This is a genomic window from Lentzea chajnantorensis, from assembly GCF_054300775.1.
The window spans coordinates 6,828,266-6,848,519 of the sequence record NZ_JBSDZT010000002.1; the positions used below are offsets into that span (position 1 = coordinate 6,828,266).

The window sequence follows — 20,254 nt, forward strand, 5'->3', positions numbered from 1 at the left end:
GGGGGCATTGAGTGAAAGTCGGCGAAAACGGCGTCCGGCAATCGGCCGGGCACGCGACGACGACCGTGCAGGTCGTGCAGCAGCCCGTCCGGCAGTCCGTGCAGACGGCCCAAGCCGCGCAGAACGACGCCCGGCCGTGCGGCGACGTGCACGTCGTGCTCCCCGCCTACAACGAGGCGGTCGCACTCCCGGCGCTGCTGCGGCGTATCGCCGGCGTCGAGCTGTCCGACCGGATCACGGTGTGGGTGGTCGACGACGGTTCCTCCGACGGCACCGGCGACTGCGTGGCGGGCGTCCGCGGCCTCGACGTCCGGCTGGTGCGCCACCCGGTGAACCTCGGCCTCGGCCAGGCCGTCCAGTCCGGGCTGCGTGCGGTGCTCGACGCGGCCGCGGCGGACGACGTCCTGGTCGTGATGGACGCCGACGACACGCACGACCCGCGACTGATCTCCCCGCTGCTCGGGGAGATCGCGGCCGGCGCGGACGTGGTGATCTGCTCGCGCTTCGTCGACGGCGGCGACGACTCGACCGCACCGCGCTTCCGCCGGTTCCTGTCCCGCGGCGCGCGCGTCGTGTTCGGCCGGGTGCTGCACTTCGACGGCATCCAGGACTTCACCAGCGGCTTCCGCGCCTACCGGGTGAGCCTGCTGCGCCGGGCCGCCGCGCATTGGGGCGAGCGGCTGGTCGAGGAACGCGGGTTCGCCTGCATGGTCGAGCTGCTGCTGAAGCTGCGCCACTGCGGGCCGGTGGTCAGCGAGATCCCGTTCCGGCTGCGCTACGACCGCAAGCCCGGCGCCAGCAAGCTCCGGCTCGGCCGGACGCTGACCCAGTACCTGCTGCTGCTCACGCGTGACCGCCTCGCGCCCGTGCCGTACCGGAAGCTCTGATGGCGACGCCAGTGCGCAACGTCGTCGTGATCGGCGGGGGCATCTGCGGCCTCGCCACCGCACACCGGCTCGTGCGGGCCGGCCTGCCGGTGACGGTGCTCGAGAGCAGCGACCAGCTCGGCGGGCTCGGCACGTTCTTCCCGTCGCGGGGCCGGTGGGTGGAACGCTTCTACCACTGCGTGATGCCGACCGACGACGCGTTGCTCGGCCTGCTGGACGACGTGGGCCTGCGCGAGAGCATCGGCTGGCGGCGCACCACCATGGGCATGGTCGTCGAGGGCGCGCACCACCCGTTCAACTCCGCGCTGGACCTGCTGCGGTTCCGGGCGCTGAGCCTGCCGGACCGGGTGCGCTTCGGCGTGGTCTCGCTGCTGCTGCGGCGGTTGGGCAAGGGCAAGGACCTCGACCGCCTGCGCACCGAGGACTGGCTGCGGGGGTTGTACGGCGACGCCGTGTGGAGCACGCTGCTCGCCCCGCTGTTCGGCGCCAAGTTCGGTTCGGCGTTCGGCGACGTGCCCGCGCTGTACCTGTGGCAGCGCCTGGGCCGGGAGAGCAACGACTCGGTGCGCGGCTACCCGGCCGGTGGCTACAAGAACGTGGTCGACGCGCTGCGCGGGTCCATTGAGGACGGTGGCGGTGTCGTGCGCACCTCGGCTCCCGTGGCCCGCGTGGAGACCAGGGGCGAGCGGGTGGTCGTGACGCTGGCCGACGGCGAGTCGCTGGTGGCGGACCACGCGGTCTCCACGGTCCCGCTGCCCGCGTTGCGCGGCATCGCCGACGAGGAGCTGGCCCGGCGGCTGCCCGACGTGCGGTTGCGCTACCAGGGCGTCGTGAACACGTTGTTCTTCCTGCGCAAGCCGTTGTCGGGGCACTACTGGGCGCCGGTGCTGCGCTCGGGCACCGACTTCGACGGCGTGATCGAGATGTCCGCGCTGGCGGGCACCGAACCCTACGACGGCCGCCACCTCGTGTACGTCATGCGCTACACCGACCGCGACTCCGCGCTGTACCGCGAGGACGAGACCTCGATCGCACGGCGGTGGACGGAGCAGCTGCTGGCCCTGCACCCCGGCCTGTCGCCGGCGGACGTCGACGAGGTGCGCACGTTCAAGGCGCCGTTCGTGGAACCGGTGTACCCGCTGGGCTACCTGACCGACCGGCCGGCCGTCGAGGTGCCCGGCACCCGGCTGCTGCTCGCCACGACCGCCCACGTCTACCCGAACGTCACCAGCTGGAACTCGAGCGTCGAGCTCGCGAACTCGGTGACCGACCGCCTCCTGCGCGCCGCCAGGAGGCCCACGCCCCAGGAGATCGACGCATGGTCAGCAGAATCGGCGCGGTGATCACCGCTCTCACGGTCACCGCAGCCACCCTCGTTTCCTCCCAGCAGGTCCACGCCGACTCCGCGCCGCTGCTGCCCGACCTGCGGCAGGCGCCGATCGGGTGCCCCGGCGGGTTCGCCGGCAACCCGGACACGTGCCGCGACTGGGACGTGTGCCTGGTCGAGGACGCCTCGAAGCCGCGCGGCAAGTGCGCTCGCGAGGGCGGCCGGATCGAGGCGGTGCGCCTGCGGTTCACCACGTCCATCGACAACGTCGGCGACGGTCCCCTGCTGCTGCACGCGCACCGCGACAGCACCGACGTGCCGACGATGAAGGTGCGCCAGTCGATCCAGTCCGGTGTGGACGGTTCGATCGCGCGCACGTACGCCGAGGCGCGGCGCGAGACCACCTCGAGCGCCTACTACGAACCGGCCGAGTCGCACCAGCACTGGCACCTGCTCAACTTCGAGTACTTCCAGCTGCGCAGGCCCGACGGCGGCGTGGTCGTGACCGACCGCAAGAACGGCTTTTGCATCGGCGACCGCTACGACGTCGTGGACGACCTGCCGCGGCGCCCGCTCGACCCGGCCACGCCGGAGGGCCAGCTGGCGGCCCGGCTCAACGGGCACATGTGCGAGCACCACAACCCGGCCGCGCAGGACGTCCTGTTCGGGATCTCCGTCGGCTCCGGCGACGACTACAAGCACCGGGTCGACTTCCAGTGGCTCGACCTCACGCACGTGCCGTCGGGTGTCTACGACGTGGTCAACGCCGCGAACTCCGACCGGGCGTTGCTGGAGAAGGACTACAGCAACAACGCGTCGTCGATCGCGATCTCGCTGCAGTGGCCGCGCGGCGCGGTGCAGCCGCCCGCGACGATCACGTTCGCGCCGTCGGTGAAGCTGCTGCGCAGCTGTCCCGGCCGGGAGCGGTGCGCCGAGTCGAGGTAGTACCGGTTCGAATACCGAAACGGGGTGTCCGCGGTCGCGGGCACCCCGTTTCGCGTTTCTCGCGCGCTTTACCACACAACCAGTTAGCAGCACAAACTACTCACTCTGCGAAACCGCGTTCACCACTAGCACATCGGCACTCCGAACACAATTCGCCAGTTCGCGCAACCGAACACTGTTCGAGAACTGCATTCGCGCTCACGTCAATAGTCCGAGCAGTGCAATTTTGATCACAGTGGAGAGTGCCACACGCAACCCCGTTGGACCTTGACCTGGGCATGTGGTGAGTTGAGAGAATTCACTTCGCATTCCACCCCGACCGGACTGTGCCCTGACCTGATTCCCCAGCCGATCAGGAGACCCTGTCTTGAGCACGGCAGACTTCACCCTGCGCGATTTCGCCGTTGGGCAACTGCAGAGCCTGTTGCGCGCTGTCGGATTAGCGGATTCGGCGCGCAGTTCGACGGCGTTGCTGGGTGACGCATTGGGACCCGGCGCACTGCGCCCGTTGTCCGCTGTTCCGTCGTGGCCGTCATCGGTCGCCGACGACCACACACCTGTTGAATTCTCGGTCGCTTTGGCCAGGAACGAACCGCCCGCGGTGCGGATGATCGTGGAGTCGCTCGCCGAACAGCCGGACAGCCGGGCCAACCTGACCGCGGCGCTGGCCGTGCTTGACCAGCTCGCCGCCCGGTACGACCTCGACCTGCGCCAGCTCGACCAGGTCCGCGACCTCTTCCTGCCGGAGGACCCGCAGGGCGCCTTCTCGTTCTGGTACTCGCTGATCGTCGGGGCCCACGCGGCACCGGCCATCAAGGTCTACCTCAACCCCGACGTGCGCGGCCCCGGACGCGGCACCGAGCTCGTCAGCGCGGCGCTGGACCGGCTCGGCCTCGGCCCCGCCTTCCCCGCCGTCGCCCGGCACGCCCTGCGCCGTGAGGGCCTGGACCGGTTCTCGTTCTTCGCCCTCGACCTGATGGACGACCACCGCGCGCGGGTGAAGACCTACGTCTCGCACGACTCCGCCGAGATCGCCGACGTCACGCACGCGGCGGCCGCGGTGCCCGGGGTGGACCTGGAGCTGCTGGCGGACGTCTGCGCGATCGCCGGTGCCGGCACCGGCCCGTTCACCCGGCGCCCGCTGATGTCGGCCTACAACTTCCTCGCCGGCGACACCGAACGGCCGGGCGGCTACTCGGTCTACATCCCGGTGCGCGACTACGTGCAGGACGACCTGGAGGCGTGCGAGCGGGTCCTCGCGATCATGACCAGGTGCGGCCTCGACCCGACGCCGTTCGTGCTGGCGCTGACGAGCATCGTGCGCAGGCCGTTGGGCGACGGTGTCGGTCTCATCGCCCACGTCTCGCTGCGCCTGGGCCGGCCGCGCCCCGGCGTCACGGTCTACCTGTCCTCCGAGGCGTACGACGTGACCCCTCCCCGAACCACAGCCATGTCGTCGTAGTGCCGCAGTACGAGGAAAGAAGGCAGTGTCGTGGAGCCGTACCGCATCAAGGTCGTCGAGCCCATCCCCATCACCACCCGCGACTACCGCGAGCGCCGCTACGCCGAGGCGGGGTACAACCAGTTCAACCTCACCGCCGACGACGTCACGATCGACCTGCTGAGCGACTCCGGCACCGGTGCGCTCTCGGCCGAGCAGCAGGCCGCGGGCATGCGCGGTGACGAGACCTACGCGGGCGCCCGGTCGTTCTTCCGGTTCCGCGAGGTGGCCGAGGAGCTGACCGGCTTCCCGCACATCTACCCGGTGCACCAGGGCCGTGCCGCCGAGCGGATCCTGTTCTCCGCGCTGCTCAAGCCCGGCCAGCTCTCCGTGGGCAACACCCACTTCGACACCACCCGCGCGAACGTGGAGCTCGTCGGCGGCGTGGTGCGCGACCTGCCCTGCCCGGCGGCGGCCGACCTCGACAGCGACGCGCCGTTCAAGGGCGACATCGACCTCGTCGCGCTGGAGGCGGTGCTGTCCGGGCCGGAGGACGTCGGCCTGGTGCTGATGACGATCACCAACAACGGCGGCGGCGGGCAGCCGGTGTCGATGGCGAACCTGGAGGCCGTCAGCGCGCTGTGCCGCCGGTTCGGGGTGCCGTTCTTCCTCGACGCGGCCCGGTTCGCCGAGAACGCGTGGCTGGTGACGCAGCGGGAGGAGAAGTACCGCGACCACAGCCCGCGCGACGTCGCGAAGCTCGCGTTCCGGCTCGCCGACGGGTGCGTGGTGAGCCTGAAGAAGGACGGCATCGTCCACATCGGAGGGATGCTCGCCCTCACCGACCCCGACCTGGCCGAGCAGTGCGAGCTGCTGCTGATCGCCACCGAGGGTTTCCGCACCTACGGCGGGCTTTCCGGTCGTGACCTGGACATGTGCGCGCAGGGCCTGATGGAGGTCACGCACCCGGCATACCTCAAGGAGCGGGCCGAGGCCACCGCGTACCTGGCCGAGTGCGCGCGCCAGGCCGGTGTGGAGAGCGTGCGTCCCGCCGGTGTGCACGCGGTGTACCTCAACGCGGGCCGGTTGCTGCCGCACATCCCATCGCACCGGTTCACCGGTCACGCGCTGGCCTCGGAGCTGTACCTGGCGGGCGGTGTGCGGTGCGCCGAGCTGGGGTCGCTGTACCTCGGTGAGATCGACGAGTCCGGTGAGCTGCTGACGCCGGCGCCGTTCGAGCTGGTGCGCCTCGCGATCCCGCGCCGCGTCTACACCCGCAGCCACCTGGAGTACGTCGCCGAGACGCTCGCCGGCATCGCCAAGGACCCCGAGTCGGTGCCCGGCTACCGCCTCACCGAGGCACCCGCCGTCCTGCGCCCGTTCCGCGCCCGCCTCGCCCAGGTCCGCTGACGCGAGAAGGCCCCTCGGGTCACCACCGAGGGGCCTTCCGGTCCTGCGCGAAGATCAGGCGGGCACGCCGATGCGGCTCATCGCGTGCTCGATCACCCGCACCAGCACCGCCTTCGACGACTCGCGGTCACGGGCGTCGCACAGCACCAACGGCACCGCGTCACCGACGTCGAGGGCGTGGCGCACCTCGGCCTCGGTGTAGGAGTAGCTGCCGTCGAAGCAGTTCACCGCGACCACGAACGGGATCTGGCGGCGTTCGAAGAAGTCGATCGCCGCGAACCCGGTCTCCAGCCTGCGGGTGTCGACCAGCACCACGGCACCGATCGCGCCGGAGGCCAGCTCGTCCCACATGAACCAGAACCGGTCCTGGCCCGGTGTGCCGAACAGGTACAGCACCAGCTCGGTGTTGATCGTGATGCGGCCGAAGTCCAGCGCGACCGTCGTCGTGTTCTTGCCCTCGACGCCGACGATGTCGTCGATCTCCTCACCCGCGGCGGTGAGGAGCTCCTCGGTGCGCAGCGGGGTGATCTCGCTGACCGACCCGACCAGCGTGGTCTTGCCCGCGCCGAACCCGCCGGCGACGACGATCTTGACGGCGACGGGGACGGCGAGGTCGTCGTCGCGCTGGTCAGATTGCACGGACACCATCCAGCACCTTCTGCAGTAGGTTCATGTCCATCGCGGTCGCCATCCGCGACGGGTCGCGGGTGATGACGTCTCCGCGCTGGATCAGGTCGCTCAGCAGCACCTTCACCACGACCAGCGGTGCGTGCAGGTACGCGGCGACCTCCGCGACGGACAACGGCTTGCGGCACAGCTTCATGATCTCGGTGTGCTCCACCGAGAGCGAGGCGGGGTCGTTCGAGGTGCGGATCGACCGCACCTGGGTCGTGAGGTGCAGATCGCCCCACACCGGCCGGGTGCGGCCGCTGACCAGTGCGTAGGGCCGGACGAGCGGGCCGGCCGCCTCGTCGTACCACCAGTCTCCCGAGTGGACGGTCATGACAACCCGAGTGCGCTGGGCAACGGGGTGCGCGGCGCGGTGGACAGGTAGCCGCCCACGCGCTTCACGAGCATGTTCATCTCGTAGGCGATCATGCCCATGTCCGCGTCCTCGTCACCGACGACGGCGAGGCAGGCGCCCTGCCCGGCCGCGGTGACGAACAGGTACGCGCGCTCCATCTCCACGATGGTCTGGCGCACCTGGCCGCCGCCGAAGTGCCGGCCGGTGCCGCGGGCGAGCGACTGGAACGCCGACGCCATGGCGGAGAGGTGGTCTGAGTCGTCCTTCGACAGCTCGGGCGAACGGGCCAGCAGCAGACCGTCAGCGGAGAGCACCACCGCGTGCCGAGCACCGACCACTCTGCTCACGAGGTCGTCCAGCAGCCAGTTGAGCTTGGCCTGCCCGCCGGTCATCTCTTCCATGGGAAATCGCCTTTCGCTTTCCGGAGTCCCAGTGCGCATCACGGTTCGAGGTCGTGGGGGTCCGCGGTCCTGGCGTCACGAGCGCCGCGCTGGAACGCGGACAGGCCGTCACGGGCGCGTTCGGCCCGTTCCTCGGCGTCGAACTCGGTGAAGTCGGGATCGGGACGCAGGTCGTCGGTCGCCAGCTGGGGCACGAGGTGCTGCTGCCGCTGCCGGCGCGGCAGCTGCGGCCGTTCGTCCTGGCGCACTTCGCCACCTCCCGCGGCGGTGTCGGTGTCGGTGGGCCAGCTCTCCGGCCGGGTGTGCGCGCGGGACAGCTCGGTGCCGTCGGTGCCGGTGACCGGCACGTGGCCCTTGGTCGAGGCGCCCGCCCAGAACTGGTCCAGCTCGGACCCCGACTCCGCCGGCGGGCGTGCCTGCGACGGCACGTGGGTCTCGGGGCGCACCTGCTGCACCTGCTGGCGGTAGGAGGGCCGGGGAAGCTGCGGCACGTCCGTGGTGTCGGCCGCGCCCGCGTCGCCCGCGAGCAGCTCGGCCGGGATGAGCACCAGCGCGATCGTGCCGCCGGAGGAGCACTCGCGCAGCTCGACCCGGATGCCGCGGCGCGCGGCGAGGCGTGCGACGACGAACAGGCCCAGGCGCGACTCGCCGCGCAGGCGCATCGCCTCGAAGTCGGGCGGCGCGGCCAGCATCTGGTTGTGCAGCTCGCGGTCCTCGGCCTTGATGCCCAGGCCCTGGTCCTCGATCTCCACGACGATGCCCTGCGGCACCTCGCTGGTGTGCACCTCGACCTGCGAGCGCGGCGGGGAGAACGAGGTGGCGTTGTCGACGAGCTCGGCGATCAGGTGGATCGTGTCGGCGACGGCGGCACCGGTGAGCGCCACCTCGGGCACCGGGTTCACCTTGACCCGCGCGTACTGCTCGGTCTCCGCGACGGCCGCGCGCACCACGTCGAGCATGCGCACGGGCTTGCGCCACTGCCGGCCCGGCTGCTCGCCGGTGAGGATGATCAGGTTCTCCGCGTTGCGGCGCGCGCGGGTGGCGAGGTGGTCGAGCTGGAAGAACGCGTCGAGCTGCTCGGGGTTCTCCTCCTCGTGCTGCAGCCGGTCCAGGATCTTCAGCTGGCGGTGCACCAGGCCCTGGTTGCGGCGCGCGATGTCGAGGAAGACCCGGTTGACGCCCTCACGGGTCTGGCTCTCCTTGACCGCCGCGGCGACGGCGGTGTACTGCGCGGCGTTGAACGCGTCGGCCACCTGGCCGATCTCGTCGTTGCCGTAGTCGAGCGAGGGGACCTCGGCGGCGACGTCGACGTGCTTGCCCTCGCGCAGCCGCTCGACGATGTCGGGCAGGCGCTCGTGGGCGAGCTTGAGCGAGTCGCTCTTCAGGCTGGTCAGGCGCACGATCAACGCCTTGTTGACCAGCCGGTTGGAGATGCGGACGGCGACGAAGATGCCGGCGATGACCGCGAGCAGGGCGACGAGGCTGCCGATGAGGACGGTGTTGAACTTGTTCTCGCCGTTCTCCAGCGCGACGTTCACGGCGCCGTTGGACTGCTCCTGCACCATCGTGGTGAGCTCGGTGGACACGGCGCGGCTGGCGGTCTCCCAGTCGGAGGCCCCGACGGAGTTGCCGATGGGCCGTTCCGCGTTCTGCAGCAGGCGGTTCTCCAGCGCGCCCAGCTGCTGCCAGGACGGGCTGGTGATCACGCGCTGGTAGTGGTCGCGCACCTCCTTCAGCGCGTTGGGCTCGATCGCGTTGAGCGACGAGCGGTACGCGCCGACGAGGTAGACGAACTCGCGGTGGTCCTCGGGCGTGAACCGGCCGGCGGTGAGCGCACCGGCGGCGACGGACCCGGCGCGCGACATCGAGTCGGCGGCCTGGAAGTACTGCACGGCGGCCAGGGCGCTCTGCACCGTGGGCGCGTCGGGGACGATGCGGGCCTGCGTGTTGTAGAGCGAGGCGCCCGCGTCGAGCACGCTGTTGTAGAAGCGGTAGACCTCGGCCTTGGACGCGGTGCCCGCCTCGATCACGGCCCGCTGCTGCGGCAGCTGGTCCAGCAGCCCGTTGAGCCTGCCGATGCTGTCCACGACCTCCTGCGGCGCCTGGGCGGCGAGATCGGTGAACGCGGTCTTCATCGTGCTGAGGTCGGAGTCGGTTTCCAGCCACTGCTTCTGCAGTGCGGAACTACCCGAACCCGGCCGGCTCAGGTTCGTCATGCTGAGCTCGCGTTCCTTCTGCAGGGACGCGAACGACTGCACCGCCGGAATCGACGCGTCCCGCACACCCGAGGCGACCAGCCGCAGGTAGAGACCGTCGAACACGGTGTACGACGAGAACAGCACCCACATCACCAGAAGCACGATGCTGGGAACAACGACAACACCGGTGAGCCGGGACCGAATTGTCTTGTAATTTGTGTCAGGCACGTTCTTCAGCTTCACAACGCTCCACGACCACCTGAATTGGCGACGGAAAGATAGCACCGCGAGAACAGCACGACCAACCGTAGATGATCATGCATTGCGGTTGCCGAGCAGGGTACTCAGTCAACCGGCCACGGCGACACCCAGGTCCACGTGCGCATCTCAGCATACGGAGCAGCGCAAGGCTGGTCCGTCAGGAGCACGCCAAACACCGTTCGAGCAGAGAGAACGACACGAATTGCCGCGCCGCTTGACAGCGGGTTGACCGATTTGGATTCGCTGACAATGTGAACCGAATCACATGAACGAGCCTTCGGTTGTTTCGGAAATTCACAGCGCACATCTCGACGGCCGCACCGGTTTGTGCTAACCGAAGAACGCACCGCGGCCCGTTCGGGCAGCCCGCTGTCCGGTTGCACCGGGAAACCCGCGCGCACCAGCATCGGGACGCGCGCACACCGAGCAGGCACCGCTCGGCCTCGTCCCCAGGCAGCCGCGCGAGCACCGCGTCGTACAGCTCGGGCAGCACCGGCTCGGCGGCCGCGACCACTTCGCGCCCGAAGTCCCTCCGGCCCTCACCCGGCCCGGCGGTGGACCGAGACCGCGTAGTCGCCGCCGCGGAACTCGGCGCGGTCCCACGTCGCGTAGCGCTCGGCCAACTCCAGGCCCGCGTCCGCGCAGTGCCGGTCGTACTCGTCGGCCGAGTACCCGCGGTCGAGGCCGAACCCCGCGACGAGGACGGTGCCGACGTGCCGCGCGACCCCCGCGACCAGAGCGCCCTGCGTGCCGGGCGGGGTGAACAGCGGCACGTTGCCCGCCATCACCACCACGTCGAAGACCCGGCCGAGGTCCAGTGCGGCCAGATCGGACTCGACCCAGTCGATCTCCGGGGCCTTGGCGCGCGCCGTGGCCAGCATGGACGCGTCCACATCGGCACCGACGACCTCGATGCCGTGCCGGGCCAGCTCTATCCCGACCCGCCCGGTGCCGCACCCGGCGTCCAGCACGGACGTGGGCCCGTACGCCCGCACGAAGGTCGCTTCGCCGTGCACGTCCACTCCCGACGCGGCGAGCTCGTCGAACCTGGCCTGGTACTCCGCTCCGTTCCACACGGACCCGAGCCTAACCCTCGGATCGGCGGATACCGCGCGTGTGGGAGCGCTGCCAAGGTCGAGTGCATGACGCGCTTTCTGCTGGCAGTGGCGTTGGTCGTGGCCGCGGCCTCTCCCGCGCAGGCTGCTCCCGCCCGGTGGTTCGGGACCTGGGCCGCCGCACCGTCCTCCGCGGTCCCCGGCACGGAGAACGGCTACGCGAACCACTCGTTCCGCAACATCGTCCACGTGAGCGCGGGCGGTCGTGAGATCCGCGTGCGGCTGTCCAACGCCTACGGGCGCACACCGGTGCTGTTCGGGCAGGTCACCGTGGCGCTGGCGGCCGGACCGGACACCCCGTCCGCGCTGCCCGGCACCATGCGCACCCTCACGTGGGGCGGCGCGGCGTCCATCACCGCCCCGCCCGGTGCCGACGTGATGAGCGACGGCGTGGCGCTGACCGTGCCCGCCGACTCCGACCTGCTGGTCTCGGTCTTCACGCCGGCGGCGGGCGGCCCGGTCACCCACCACCAGCTCACGATGCAGAACTCGTACCTGACCCGCGAGGGCAACCACACCGCCGCCGAGTCGGGCGCCGCCTACCGCGAGCGCACGACCGCCTGGCACTACGTCTCGGGCGTCGACGTGCGCTCGTCCACGTTGCGCGGCAGCGTGGTCGCACTGGGCGACTCCATCACCGACGGCGCGAACTCCACCTGGGGCGCCAACCTGCGCTGGCCCGACCAGCTCGCCGACCGCGTCAACACCCGCTACGGCATCGTGAACGCGGGCATCAGCGGCAACCGCCTGCTCCTCGACGGCGGCTCGGCCGGACCGAACGCCCTGGCCCGGCTGAACCGCGACGTGCTGACCCAGTCCGGCGTGCGCACGGTGATCGTGTTCGAGGGCATCAACGACATCCAGCAGACCCCGCACGAGACGAACCCGGAGAAGATCATCGCGGCCCTGCGGCAGATCGCCGCCCGCGCCCACGACCGCGGTCTGCGCGTGGTGGGCGCGACGATCACGCCGTTCAAGGGCTGGTACAGCTACACCCCCGAGCTCGAACAGGTGCGGCAGGCGGTCAACGCCCACATCCGCGGCAGCGCCGAGTTCGACGCGGTGGTGGACTTCGACGCGGTGGTCCGCGACCCGGCCGACCCGCAGCGGATCAGGCCGGAGTACGACGAGGGCGACCACCTGCACCCCGGTGACAAGGGGTTCGCGGCGATGGCACGGGCGGTACGGGTGGCGGCGCTCTGAGCCACACGGCCCAGGGCGTGCTGATCTTCGACTGCTCGCGCACGGGGGTGGCTAAGCTCGCGGTGTGATCACTCCAGGGGGCCGTGAGCTGTGGGTGGACCTGAACGAGGTCGTCGCCCGTGACCACGGCGACGAGCGCACGGCGGCGTTGGAGGAGGTCGTGCGGCGCGCGGACGCCGCGGACGCACCGCGCGTGACCTTCCTGGCGCGCAGGGAGTTGGCGGCCGCGCACCAGACGGACGGGCGCTGGGACCTCGTGTACCCGTTGCTGGAGGAGTGCCTGCAGGAGCACGAGCACCGGCCGTGGCGGTTCGAGCGCGACGACGAGGCCGAGCTGCTGGAGTGGTACGCGTGGCTGGTCGAGGCCATGGTGGACTTCCCGGAGCGGGCGCTGTCGGAGATCCACGCGAGCGCGGCGGACCTGGAGCACCGGTTCCGGCAGCGGGACCTGCCGCTGGGCGACGTCTACCGGGCGCACCACGGGATCGCGGTGCACGTCGGCGACCTGGCGTGGGCGCGGGAGGCGTTCGCGCGGCAGGTCGCGGCGACCGCACCGGAGGACCCGTGGCTCGACGCCCACCGGATCGACCACCTGCTGGCGCTGGGTGACGAGGAGCAGGCGCTGCGGCTGGCTGAGCCGTTCCTGCGCGAGCCAGGGGTGTCCGACGAGCTGACGACGCGGGTGCGGCACCTGGTGCTGTTACCGCTGGCCCGTGCGGGCCGGTGGGAGGACGCGGCGCTCACGTTCCGGCGGCTCACGCGCGGGATGTCCGGCGAGTACTCGCGGTTGGAGGACCACGGCGGGATGGCGCAGTTCTGCGCGCTCACCGGCAACCTGAGCGAGGGCACGATCTGGCTCGGACCGGTGGAGGAGCTGGGCGAGCGCAAACGCCCACTGGCCACAATGGAGTACGCCGCCTCCGCCACCCTGCTCACCCGCCAGCTCGGCTGGATGGACACCGAACGCCGGCTGCGCGCGCTCGCGCAGGACCTGGCCGCGCGGTTCGACCGCCGCAACGCCACCACGGCGTGCGGCGACCGCGTCCGGCGCAAGCTCGAAGCAGAGCAGCTCGTCGACTTCCTGCCGCTGTACCCCACCAGCCGCCCGCCGCTCCCCGCGCCACCGCCGCGGCTGAGCGACGCCGAGCTGCTGCGCCGCTCCGAGCTGCACGACCTGCGCTGCGAACCCGACGAGGCGCGCGTGTGCCTGTCCCTGGTGGGCGACGACCTGCCGGAACCGCTGCGCGCCCAGCGCGACGAGCTCACCGCGAAGTTCTTCCAGAGCCCCGAGACCGGCACGGTCCTGCGCCGGGCCGCCCGCACGTACGAGGAGCACGGCGACCACCGGCGCGCGGAGCTCACCCGCTGCTGGATCGGCCTGTGGGTCGTGCACGAGGGCGACGTCGAGGGCGGGGTCGCCGCGGTGAGGGACGCCGTCGGGCGGCTCCACGAGGTGGGCGACGGCCAGGCGTGGGGCGAGTACTGGCTCGCGTACGTGCTGGCGGGCCAGAACGAGCACGAACAGGCGCTGGCCGCCGTCGAGCGGGGCAAGCGCCACGCCCACGACCCGCTCGCCCTGGGCACGCTGCAGGCCCTCGAAGCACAGCTCACCGGCCAGCCGCCGGTGGAGGCCTACGAGACGTTCGTGCGCAACGACGTGCCGGAGAAGGCCCTGGAGGCGCTGTACCTGCTGCCGGAGGACATCACGCGCACAGCACCGGAGCACCCCCGCGTCGCCGGGCACCTGAGCTACCTGCGGGCGCTGCGCACGATCAACGCCGGCATGCCGGAGCTCGCCGTCGACGACCTCAACGAGGCCGTGGGACAGGCCCAGCGCCGCAACAACGCCACCGTCGAGCAGTGGTTCCACCTGACGCACGCGAACTACGCCGCACGCCGCTACGAGGACGCCGTCGACGCCGGGCTCAAGGCCGTGGCGTGGCTCGACCACCTCAAGACCGAGGACGCGAGCTGGGAGCAGGCCGCCGACGAGACCCGGTTCCTGGTCGCGCAGTGCTACCAGCTGCTCGGCGACCAGCCGGCCGCGGTCCGGGAGTACCGCGTGCTCGCGGCCGGTGACGGGCCGATGGCGGCGGCCGCGTTCGTGGCGGCCACCGCCCTGCTGGAGGCTTAAGGCCTGTGTCGAGGTCCGTGTTCGCGACAGCCGGGCGCTCGACACAGGCCCTAGCGCGCCATCCGGCGGTGCTGCAGGGCCACCTCCCCCGGTCGCGCGGCCCGGTCCAGGAACATCAGGCCGTCCATCCGGCAGGTGCAGGCGTTGCCCTCCCGGTCGTTCTGCGGGTAGCTGCCGCCGACCTTGAGGCCGCGCGGGTCGGTGGCCGACGCGACGTCCGGTTCGGGTTCGCCCTCCAGCCGCCACGGGTCGCCGGCCGTCACGTACCGGCCGGCCAGCGGCTTCCCGTTGCGGTACAACGCCATCTCGCCGGTGTCGAAGTCGAACGTCGCCGCCAGGAACACCCATTCGCCCACGGGCAGCAGCTCCCGCCAGTCCGCCGACGCCGCGAACGTCTGCGAGGCACCGCCGTCGAGCCGGCGGGCCAGTGCGACCAGCTTCAGGGAGCCGTCCACGCTGATCAGCTCCAGCAACGCGCGCACCGCGTGGCCGTTCGAGTCACCGGACAGCACACCGGCGAGACCGATGGCGTCGTAGAGGTCGTTCGGGTCGGGGGTGTTCGAGTTCGGGGCCGGGTTCTGGCCCGTCATCTTCACCCAGCCCAGGATCGACGCTTCACGAGCGCCGTTGAACGCCCGCAGCGACGGCACGCCGGACGCGCTGTAGAGGCCTGCCTTCCAGTCGTCGTTGCCGGCGGTCGCGGGGTTGACCTGCTTGAGCTGCACCGAGGTGCGCGAGCCGCGGTACGCCCCGTCGCGCACCCGCATGTCCGCGCCGCCGTTGACCAGCGACAGCGCGGTGCCCGAACGGCCGCGGTCCTGTTCCAGGGCCGCGTTCCCGGGCACCGGGTGCTCGAAGTCGTAGTGCGCCACCAGGTTCGGCGCCAGCGCGGGCAGCACGGACGGCGCAGCGGACGAGGCGGGTGCGGCGAGACCGGCCGCGAACACCGCCACCAGCACCAGGGTGAGCAGCCGCATCACCGCACCCCCTGACCGCGCACCAGGAGGTCGCGCAGCCGGCCGACGTTGTCGAAGGAGCCGAACCCGACCCGGCCGGACGTGAACGTCCGGTCCACAGCGGTCATCAGCGGGTACCGCGACCCGTCCAGGTACACCGCGATCTCCCCCGAGCCGGCGCAGTGCCGGACGCGGACGCGGTGCCACGCCGTGTCGGTGACCGCCGGGGCCGCGCCGACCGAACGCACGGCGTCCCACTGGTGGTCCAGGCGCACCCGGTCGGCGTTGTTCACCACGAAGATCCCGTTGTGCGGGTAGGTCCTGTTGTCCGACGACAGGTGTGCGTAGTAGAACTCCGTGTCCGAGCGGTACCCGAACACGATGATCACGTCCCGGTTCGGCTCCGCCACCGGCGTGTCCAGCCGCACGGAGGCGTCGACCTGCACCGAGCCGAACTCCGGTCCCCTGCTCAGCACCGCGTACTCGAACGGCCGCCGCGGACCGGGTCGCGCCGTGCCGGCCTGCGCCAGCACGACCTCGCGGCCGGGGAACTGCCACAGCGACGACGTCACCGGTGCCCACGAGTGCTCCGAGGTGGCGCCGGCGACGAGGTCGTGGCCGGTGGAGCAGGCGGCGAACGTGCGCGCGCCGGTCACCTTCCAGACCTTGCCGTTCGCCTTGGCCAGCACGTACAGCTCACCGGCCGCGTCCTGCCCGAACCGCAGGTCGACGCGGGGGTCACCGGCCAGCGCCTGCAACGTGGTCCGCTGCCCGCCGGAGTACACCGCCAGTTCGCGCGACTCGGCGAACGGCCGCCCTGCGCTCAACGCGCGTTCGTCGGCGGTGAACAGCAGGCCCTTCACGCCTTCGCCGTAGACGTACTTGCCGCGCAACGAGGGGATCTTCGCGCCGCGGTAGACGAACCCGCCCATCAACGCGTTGCCGCTGTCCGCGCACGGGCGCGTGGTGGAGGACCGGTTGTGGTCGAACCCGGTGACCGGGTAGGTGTAGCCGAACCGCGCGTCGTCGGCGGGCAGCGGGAACACGCCGCACGACGGGTCGCCGCGGCGGAACACCCACTGCGCCTCGCGTTCGCTCCAGCCGAGGTTCGCGCCCTTGCGGACCTCGTAGACGGCGTCGACGGCTTTTTCGCCGATGTGGCCCATGAACATCTTGTGCGTGCCGCCCGCGTCCCAGCTGAAGCGGTACGGGTCGCGCATGCCGTAGGCGTAGATCTCGCCCAGCGCGCCCGCCTTGCCCACGAACGGGTTCGAGCGCGGGATGCCGTAACGGCCGTTCGCGCCGTCGGTGCCGGCGGGGTCGATGCGCAGGATCTTGCCCTGCGGCAGCGAGAGGTCCTGCGGCCCCGTCGTGGTGAAACCGATCCCGCCGTCACCGGAGGCCAGGTAGAGCAACCCGAAGTCCTCGTCCCGCGGGCGGGCGGTCGGGTTGAAGCCGATCTCCTGGAAGCCGTGGATGAACGAGGCGTAGCCGACCCGCAGGACCTCGCGGCGGGTGCCGGAGAAGACGTCGGCGCTCGGGTCCACCGCGGTCCACTCGGTGACCACGCCGTGGACCTGCGTCTCGCCGGAGGACGGCAGGTCGGGCTTCTTGCCGGTGAGCGCGGACCCGGTCTCGGTGTGCACGGTGAAGAACCTGCCGGTGCGCCGGAAGTCCGGGTGGAACGCGGCGAACCCGAACCCGCTGCCCAGGCCGCGGTGGTTGTGGAAGTCGGGTCCGACCGCGGCGGCCAGGTCCAGGTAGGCGTGCCGGGTGCCGCCGTCGAGCAGGTACAGCGTGCCGTTCATGTCCGGCACGAACAACCGGCCGGACCCGTCCGGCACCTCGCCGAGGTAGTTGATCCGGTTGTAGCGCTGCAACCGCGAGTCCGTCGGCGGCGGCACCGGTTGCGACGCGGGCAGCCGCGCGACCTCGGTGAGCTCCAGGCCGATCCCGGACTGGCCGGGCGTCGGCAGCGGGTCGGCGATCGGGGCGTCCTGGGCGGACGCGGTCGGGACGAGGAGCGATGACAGCAGGATCATCGGTGCGGCCAGCCGGAACAAGCGTCGGTACATCCCCACCACCCTGTGGGCCAGGCCGTGCCAGCACGGCGCGGAAAGCGCTTTCCAAGCAGTGCCTCCGGAATGTACCCAGCTAATAATGCCGGTACAACCCTCCTTCGGACCGGCTCGGTTCAGTCGTGTCCCGTCACAGCTCCCAGCAGCTCCCGGATGTGCGCGGTCGCCGACGCGAACTCCGGCCGGGCCATCGTGGCCGCGTAGTCCCGTTCGGCGGGCAGGCCGACCTCGACCACCTCCCGCACCAGCGCGGGCCGCCGCGTCAGCACGACCACCCGGTTCGCCAGGTACACCGCCTCGGCGATCGAGTGCGTCACCAGCAGCACCGTCGTGCCGGTCTCGCGCCACACCCGGTGCAGCTCCACGTTCATCTGCTCGCGGGTCAACGCGTCCAGCGCACCGAACGGTTCGTCCATCAGCAGCACGCGCGGCTGGTGCAGCAGAGCGCGGCACAACGCCACGCGCTGCTGCATGCCGCCGGACAGCTCGTGCGGGAGGGCGTTCTCGAAGCCGGTGAGACCGGTCATCTCGATCAGCTCGTCGGCCCGGCGACCGGCCTCCGCCGAACCCATGCCGCGCATCTCGGCCTGCAGCAGGATGTTCCTGCGCGCGGACCGCCACTCCAGCAGCGCGGCCCGCTGGAACACGAACCCGATGTCGTGCCGGGGCCCGCGCACCTCCTCCCCCAGCAGCCGCACCGAGCCGGACGACGGCCGCAGCAGCCCCGAGACGAGCTTCAGCAGCGTCGACTTGCCGCAGCCGGACGGGCCGGCGATGGACACGAACTCGCCCGGTGCCACGTCGAGCGAGACCTGGTCGACCGCGGTGGTCTCCGCGCGCTTCGAGCGGAAGCGCACGGACACGGCGTTGATCGCGACGGCGCTCGTGGCGTTCAAGGTGGTGCTCATCCCTTCGGTGCCACGCTTTCCTCCCAGTACGCCGAGGGTTCCGACGCCTTGCCGATGATGCCGGTCTGCTGGAAGGTGTCGATGGTCTTCTTCCAGTCCTCCGCGGTGTTGACGCCCGGAGCCTTGCCCTTCGTGGCGTCGGTGTGCAGCAACGTCAGCGTGGTCTTGAACTGCTCCAGCACGACCGTCGGCGACGGCAGCTGCTCGGCGGCGCCCTTCATCGAGTCGGCGGCGGCCTGCGGGTCCTTCTCCGCGGCGGTCCACGCCTCCTGGGTGGCCTGGACCATCCTGCGCACCAGGTCGGAGTCCTTGGCCAGCACCGACTTCGACGTGATCAGGCCATTGCTGAAGTAGTTCAGGCCGAAGTCGGAGAACCGCAGGTAGGACACGTCCTTGCCGGCCTTCTCCCTGATCGTCGGACCCTGGTCGGAGGCGAACCCGAGCAGCACGTCGGTGCGGCCGGAGATGACCGCGGCCATCTTGCCAGCGGGGTCGATGTTCTGGATGGAGACGTCGGACTCCTGCAGGCCGTTCCGCTGGAGGAACGCGGGGAACGTCTTGGTCAGCGCGTCACCGGCGGTCGTCGCGACGGACCTGCCCCTGAGGTCGGCCGGCCCGCTGATGTTCTTCTCCGTGAAGAACTGCACCGAGGCGGGCGTGGTCTGCAGGTACACGCCGATGCTCCTGGCCGGCACGCCGTTCTCGACGGCGGTGGCGAGCGCCGAGGTGTCCGCCCAGCCGAAGTCGGTCTGCCCGGCGCCGGTGGCCTGCACGGTCTTGCCGGATCCCTGGCCCGCCTGGATCTTCAGCTTGATGCCGTGCTTCTCGAAGATCCCCTGCTGGAGCCCGTAGTAGAACGGCGCGTGCTCGCCGTAGGGGTACCAGTTGAGGGTCAGCGTGACCTCCTCCGCGCCACCACCGGCGGCGGAGTCGCCGCCACCGCCGCAGCCGGCCACCAGCAGCACCGCGGGAAGTAGGCCTGCGAGCACTTTCCTCATCGGTCAGCCTTTCGCGAGAAGGGTTGTGGTGACGGTGGAACCGCGCCGGCTGGCGTGCCACGGCAGCACCAGCCTCTCGGCGAGGTCGAGCAGGGCGAACAGCAGCACGCCGACGACCGACATCACGATCAGCCCCGCGAAGAGCATCGAGGTGTCCATGTTGCCGTTGGCCTGCAGGATCACGTATCCGAGACCCTCGTTGGCGCCGACGAACTCGCCGACCACCGCGCCGGTGACGGCGAGCGTGATCGCGACCTTCAGCCCGGCGAACAGGTGCGGCAGCGCCGCCGGGAAGCGGATCTTCGCGAACGTCTTGAGCGGCCCGCCGCCCATGGTCGCGGCGAGCTCCAGCATCTCGGTGTCGACGGACTTCAGGCCGGTGACCATCGAGATCACCACCGGGAAGAACGCCATCAGCACGGCCACGACCACCTTGGGCCCGAAGCCGAAACCGAGCCACACCACGAACAGCGGCGCGATCGCGATCTTCGGGATGACCTGCGCGAACAGCAGCACCGGGTAGACCGTGTTCTCGACGGTCCGCGAGTACACCATCGCCACGGCGACCAGCACGCCGACGACCGCGGCGATGACGAAGCCGGCGAGCGTCTCCCAGGTCGTGGTCAGCGTGTGCGGCCACAGGTAGGACCACCTGTCGACCAGCACCTCGGCCGTTCTGCCCGGTGAGGGCACGAGGTAGGGCTCGACCAGCTCCGCGGCGGTGACGAGCTGCCAGAGGAGCACGAAGGCCGCGATGAGCGCGACCGGGCGCCAGGCCCGCTCGACCACCCCACCCCGCCTGCGGTCCGCCGAAACCGTGTCCACGAGGCCTCCTAGGTCGGAAAGCGCTTTCCAGTACGCTATGGCCGGTTCGCGGACCGGTCAAGGTGGAGGTTCGACGAAGCTGAGCGACCCGCTGGCCGGACACGGCAGCCGGTCTGGGCGCCGAACGAGCCGGTGGTGCGCGC

17 protein-coding genes are annotated in these 20,254 nt (G+C 70.9%); 7 read left to right on the top strand and 10 right to left on the bottom strand.

What is annotated here, in order from left to right:
• Nucleotides 1-11: 11 nt before the first annotated feature.
• The 5 genes from ACVDFE_RS32670 (at nt 12) to ACVDFE_RS32690 (ending at nt 6,010) form a co-directional block, all read left to right on the top strand.
• Complete coding sequence (locus ACVDFE_RS32670) at nt 12-887, top strand: glycosyltransferase (RefSeq protein WP_360387539.1); 876 nt, start codon at nt 12-14, stop codon at nt 885-887.
• A complete protein-coding gene (locus ACVDFE_RS32675) occupies nt 887-2,230 on the top strand; it encodes an FAD-dependent oxidoreductase (protein WP_458433222.1) in 1,344 nt (447 codons plus the stop codon). The genes ACVDFE_RS32670 and ACVDFE_RS32675 overlap by 1 nt, the downstream gene beginning before the upstream one ends.
• Entirely contained in the window at nt 2,206-3,159 is a 954-nt protein-coding gene (locus ACVDFE_RS32680) for a lysyl oxidase family protein (protein ID WP_360387534.1), read from the top strand. Before ACVDFE_RS32675 ends, ACVDFE_RS32680 begins: the two co-directional genes overlap by 25 nt.
• 484 nt (nt 3,160-3,643) lie before the next feature.
• Nucleotides 3,644-4,621 (top strand): tryptophan dimethylallyltransferase family protein, encoded by a 978-nt coding sequence (locus tag ACVDFE_RS32685; RefSeq protein ID WP_458434435.1) that lies wholly within the window; start codon nt 3,644-3,646, stop codon nt 4,619-4,621.
• 30 nt (nt 4,622-4,651) lie between these two features.
• On the top strand, nt 4,652-6,010 hold the full coding sequence (locus ACVDFE_RS32690; protein ID WP_360387528.1) for a tryptophanase: 1,359 nt from the start codon (nt 4,652-4,654) through the stop codon (nt 6,008-6,010).
• Nucleotides 6,011-6,064: 54 nt separating this feature from the next.
• Here the strand turns inward: ACVDFE_RS32690 and ACVDFE_RS32695 are convergent, their stop codons facing one another.
• From ACVDFE_RS32695 to ACVDFE_RS32715, 5 genes are all read right to left on the bottom strand, one after another.
• Nucleotides 6,065-6,658 carry a GTP-binding protein gene (locus tag ACVDFE_RS32695; protein WP_360387526.1) on the bottom strand — a complete coding sequence of 198 codons (594 nt, stop codon included), beginning with the start codon at nt 6,656-6,658 and terminating at the stop codon, nt 6,065-6,067.
• Nucleotides 6,639-7,013 (bottom strand): DUF742 domain-containing protein, encoded by a 375-nt coding sequence (locus ACVDFE_RS32700; protein WP_360387523.1) that lies wholly within the window; start codon nt 7,011-7,013, stop codon nt 6,639-6,641. The genes ACVDFE_RS32695 and ACVDFE_RS32700 overlap by 20 nt, the downstream gene beginning before the upstream one ends.
• On the bottom strand, nt 7,010-7,435 hold the full coding sequence (locus ACVDFE_RS32705) for a roadblock/LC7 domain-containing protein (protein WP_360387520.1): 426 nt from the start codon (nt 7,433-7,435) through the stop codon (nt 7,010-7,012). Before ACVDFE_RS32705 ends, ACVDFE_RS32700 begins: the two co-directional genes overlap by 4 nt.
• 38 nt (nt 7,436-7,473) lie before the next feature.
• Nucleotides 7,474-9,783: a sensor histidine kinase gene (locus tag ACVDFE_RS32710; RefSeq protein ID WP_360388365.1), complete on the bottom strand. Its 2,310-nt coding sequence runs from the start codon at nt 9,781-9,783 to the stop codon at nt 7,474-7,476.
• A 650-nt stretch (nt 9,784-10,433) separates the two neighbouring features.
• Nucleotides 10,434-10,970, bottom strand: a complete 537-nt coding sequence (locus ACVDFE_RS32715) for a class I SAM-dependent DNA methyltransferase (RefSeq protein WP_458433223.1) — start codon at nt 10,968-10,970, stop codon at nt 10,434-10,436.
• 66 nt (nt 10,971-11,036) lie between these two features.
• Between ACVDFE_RS32715 and ACVDFE_RS32720 the strand changes: the two genes are divergently transcribed.
• The gene (locus ACVDFE_RS32720; protein ID WP_458433224.1) at nt 11,037-12,212 is read left to right on the top strand and encodes an SGNH/GDSL hydrolase family protein; all 1,176 of its coding nucleotides are present in this window, start codon (nt 11,037-11,039) and stop codon (nt 12,210-12,212) included.
• A 64-nt stretch (nt 12,213-12,276) separates the two neighbouring features.
• Nucleotides 12,277-14,346, top strand: a complete 2,070-nt coding sequence (locus ACVDFE_RS32725; RefSeq protein WP_458433225.1) for a hypothetical protein — start codon at nt 12,277-12,279, stop codon at nt 14,344-14,346.
• Between the two features lie 50 nt (nt 14,347-14,396).
• Here the strand turns inward: ACVDFE_RS32725 and ACVDFE_RS32730 are convergent, their stop codons facing one another.
• The 5 genes from ACVDFE_RS32730 to ACVDFE_RS32750 all read right to left on the bottom strand — a co-directional run bounded on the left by ACVDFE_RS32730 (nt 14,397) and on the right by ACVDFE_RS32750 (nt 20,111).
• Nucleotides 14,397-15,323 (bottom strand): LamG-like jellyroll fold domain-containing protein, encoded by a 927-nt coding sequence (locus ACVDFE_RS32730; RefSeq protein WP_458433226.1) that lies wholly within the window; start codon nt 15,321-15,323, stop codon nt 14,397-14,399.
• On the bottom strand, nt 15,323-17,377 hold the full coding sequence (locus ACVDFE_RS32735; RefSeq protein WP_458433227.1) for a PQQ-dependent sugar dehydrogenase: 2,055 nt from the start codon (nt 17,375-17,377) through the stop codon (nt 15,323-15,325). Before ACVDFE_RS32735 ends, ACVDFE_RS32730 begins: the two co-directional genes overlap by 1 nt.
• 119 nt (nt 17,378-17,496) lie before the next feature.
• Entirely contained in the window at nt 17,497-18,288 is a 792-nt protein-coding gene (locus ACVDFE_RS32740; RefSeq protein WP_458433228.1) for an ABC transporter ATP-binding protein, read from the bottom strand.
• Nucleotides 18,285-19,286 carry an ABC transporter substrate-binding protein gene (locus tag ACVDFE_RS32745; RefSeq protein ID WP_458433229.1) on the bottom strand — a complete coding sequence of 334 codons (1,002 nt, stop codon included), beginning with the start codon at nt 19,284-19,286 and terminating at the stop codon, nt 18,285-18,287. Before ACVDFE_RS32745 ends, ACVDFE_RS32740 begins: the two co-directional genes overlap by 4 nt.
• A gap of 3 nt (nt 19,287-19,289) precedes the next feature.
• Nucleotides 19,290-20,111 (bottom strand): ABC transporter permease, encoded by an 822-nt coding sequence (locus ACVDFE_RS32750; protein ID WP_458433230.1) that lies wholly within the window; start codon nt 20,109-20,111, stop codon nt 19,290-19,292.
• Between the last annotated feature and the right edge of the window lie 143 nt (nt 20,112-20,254).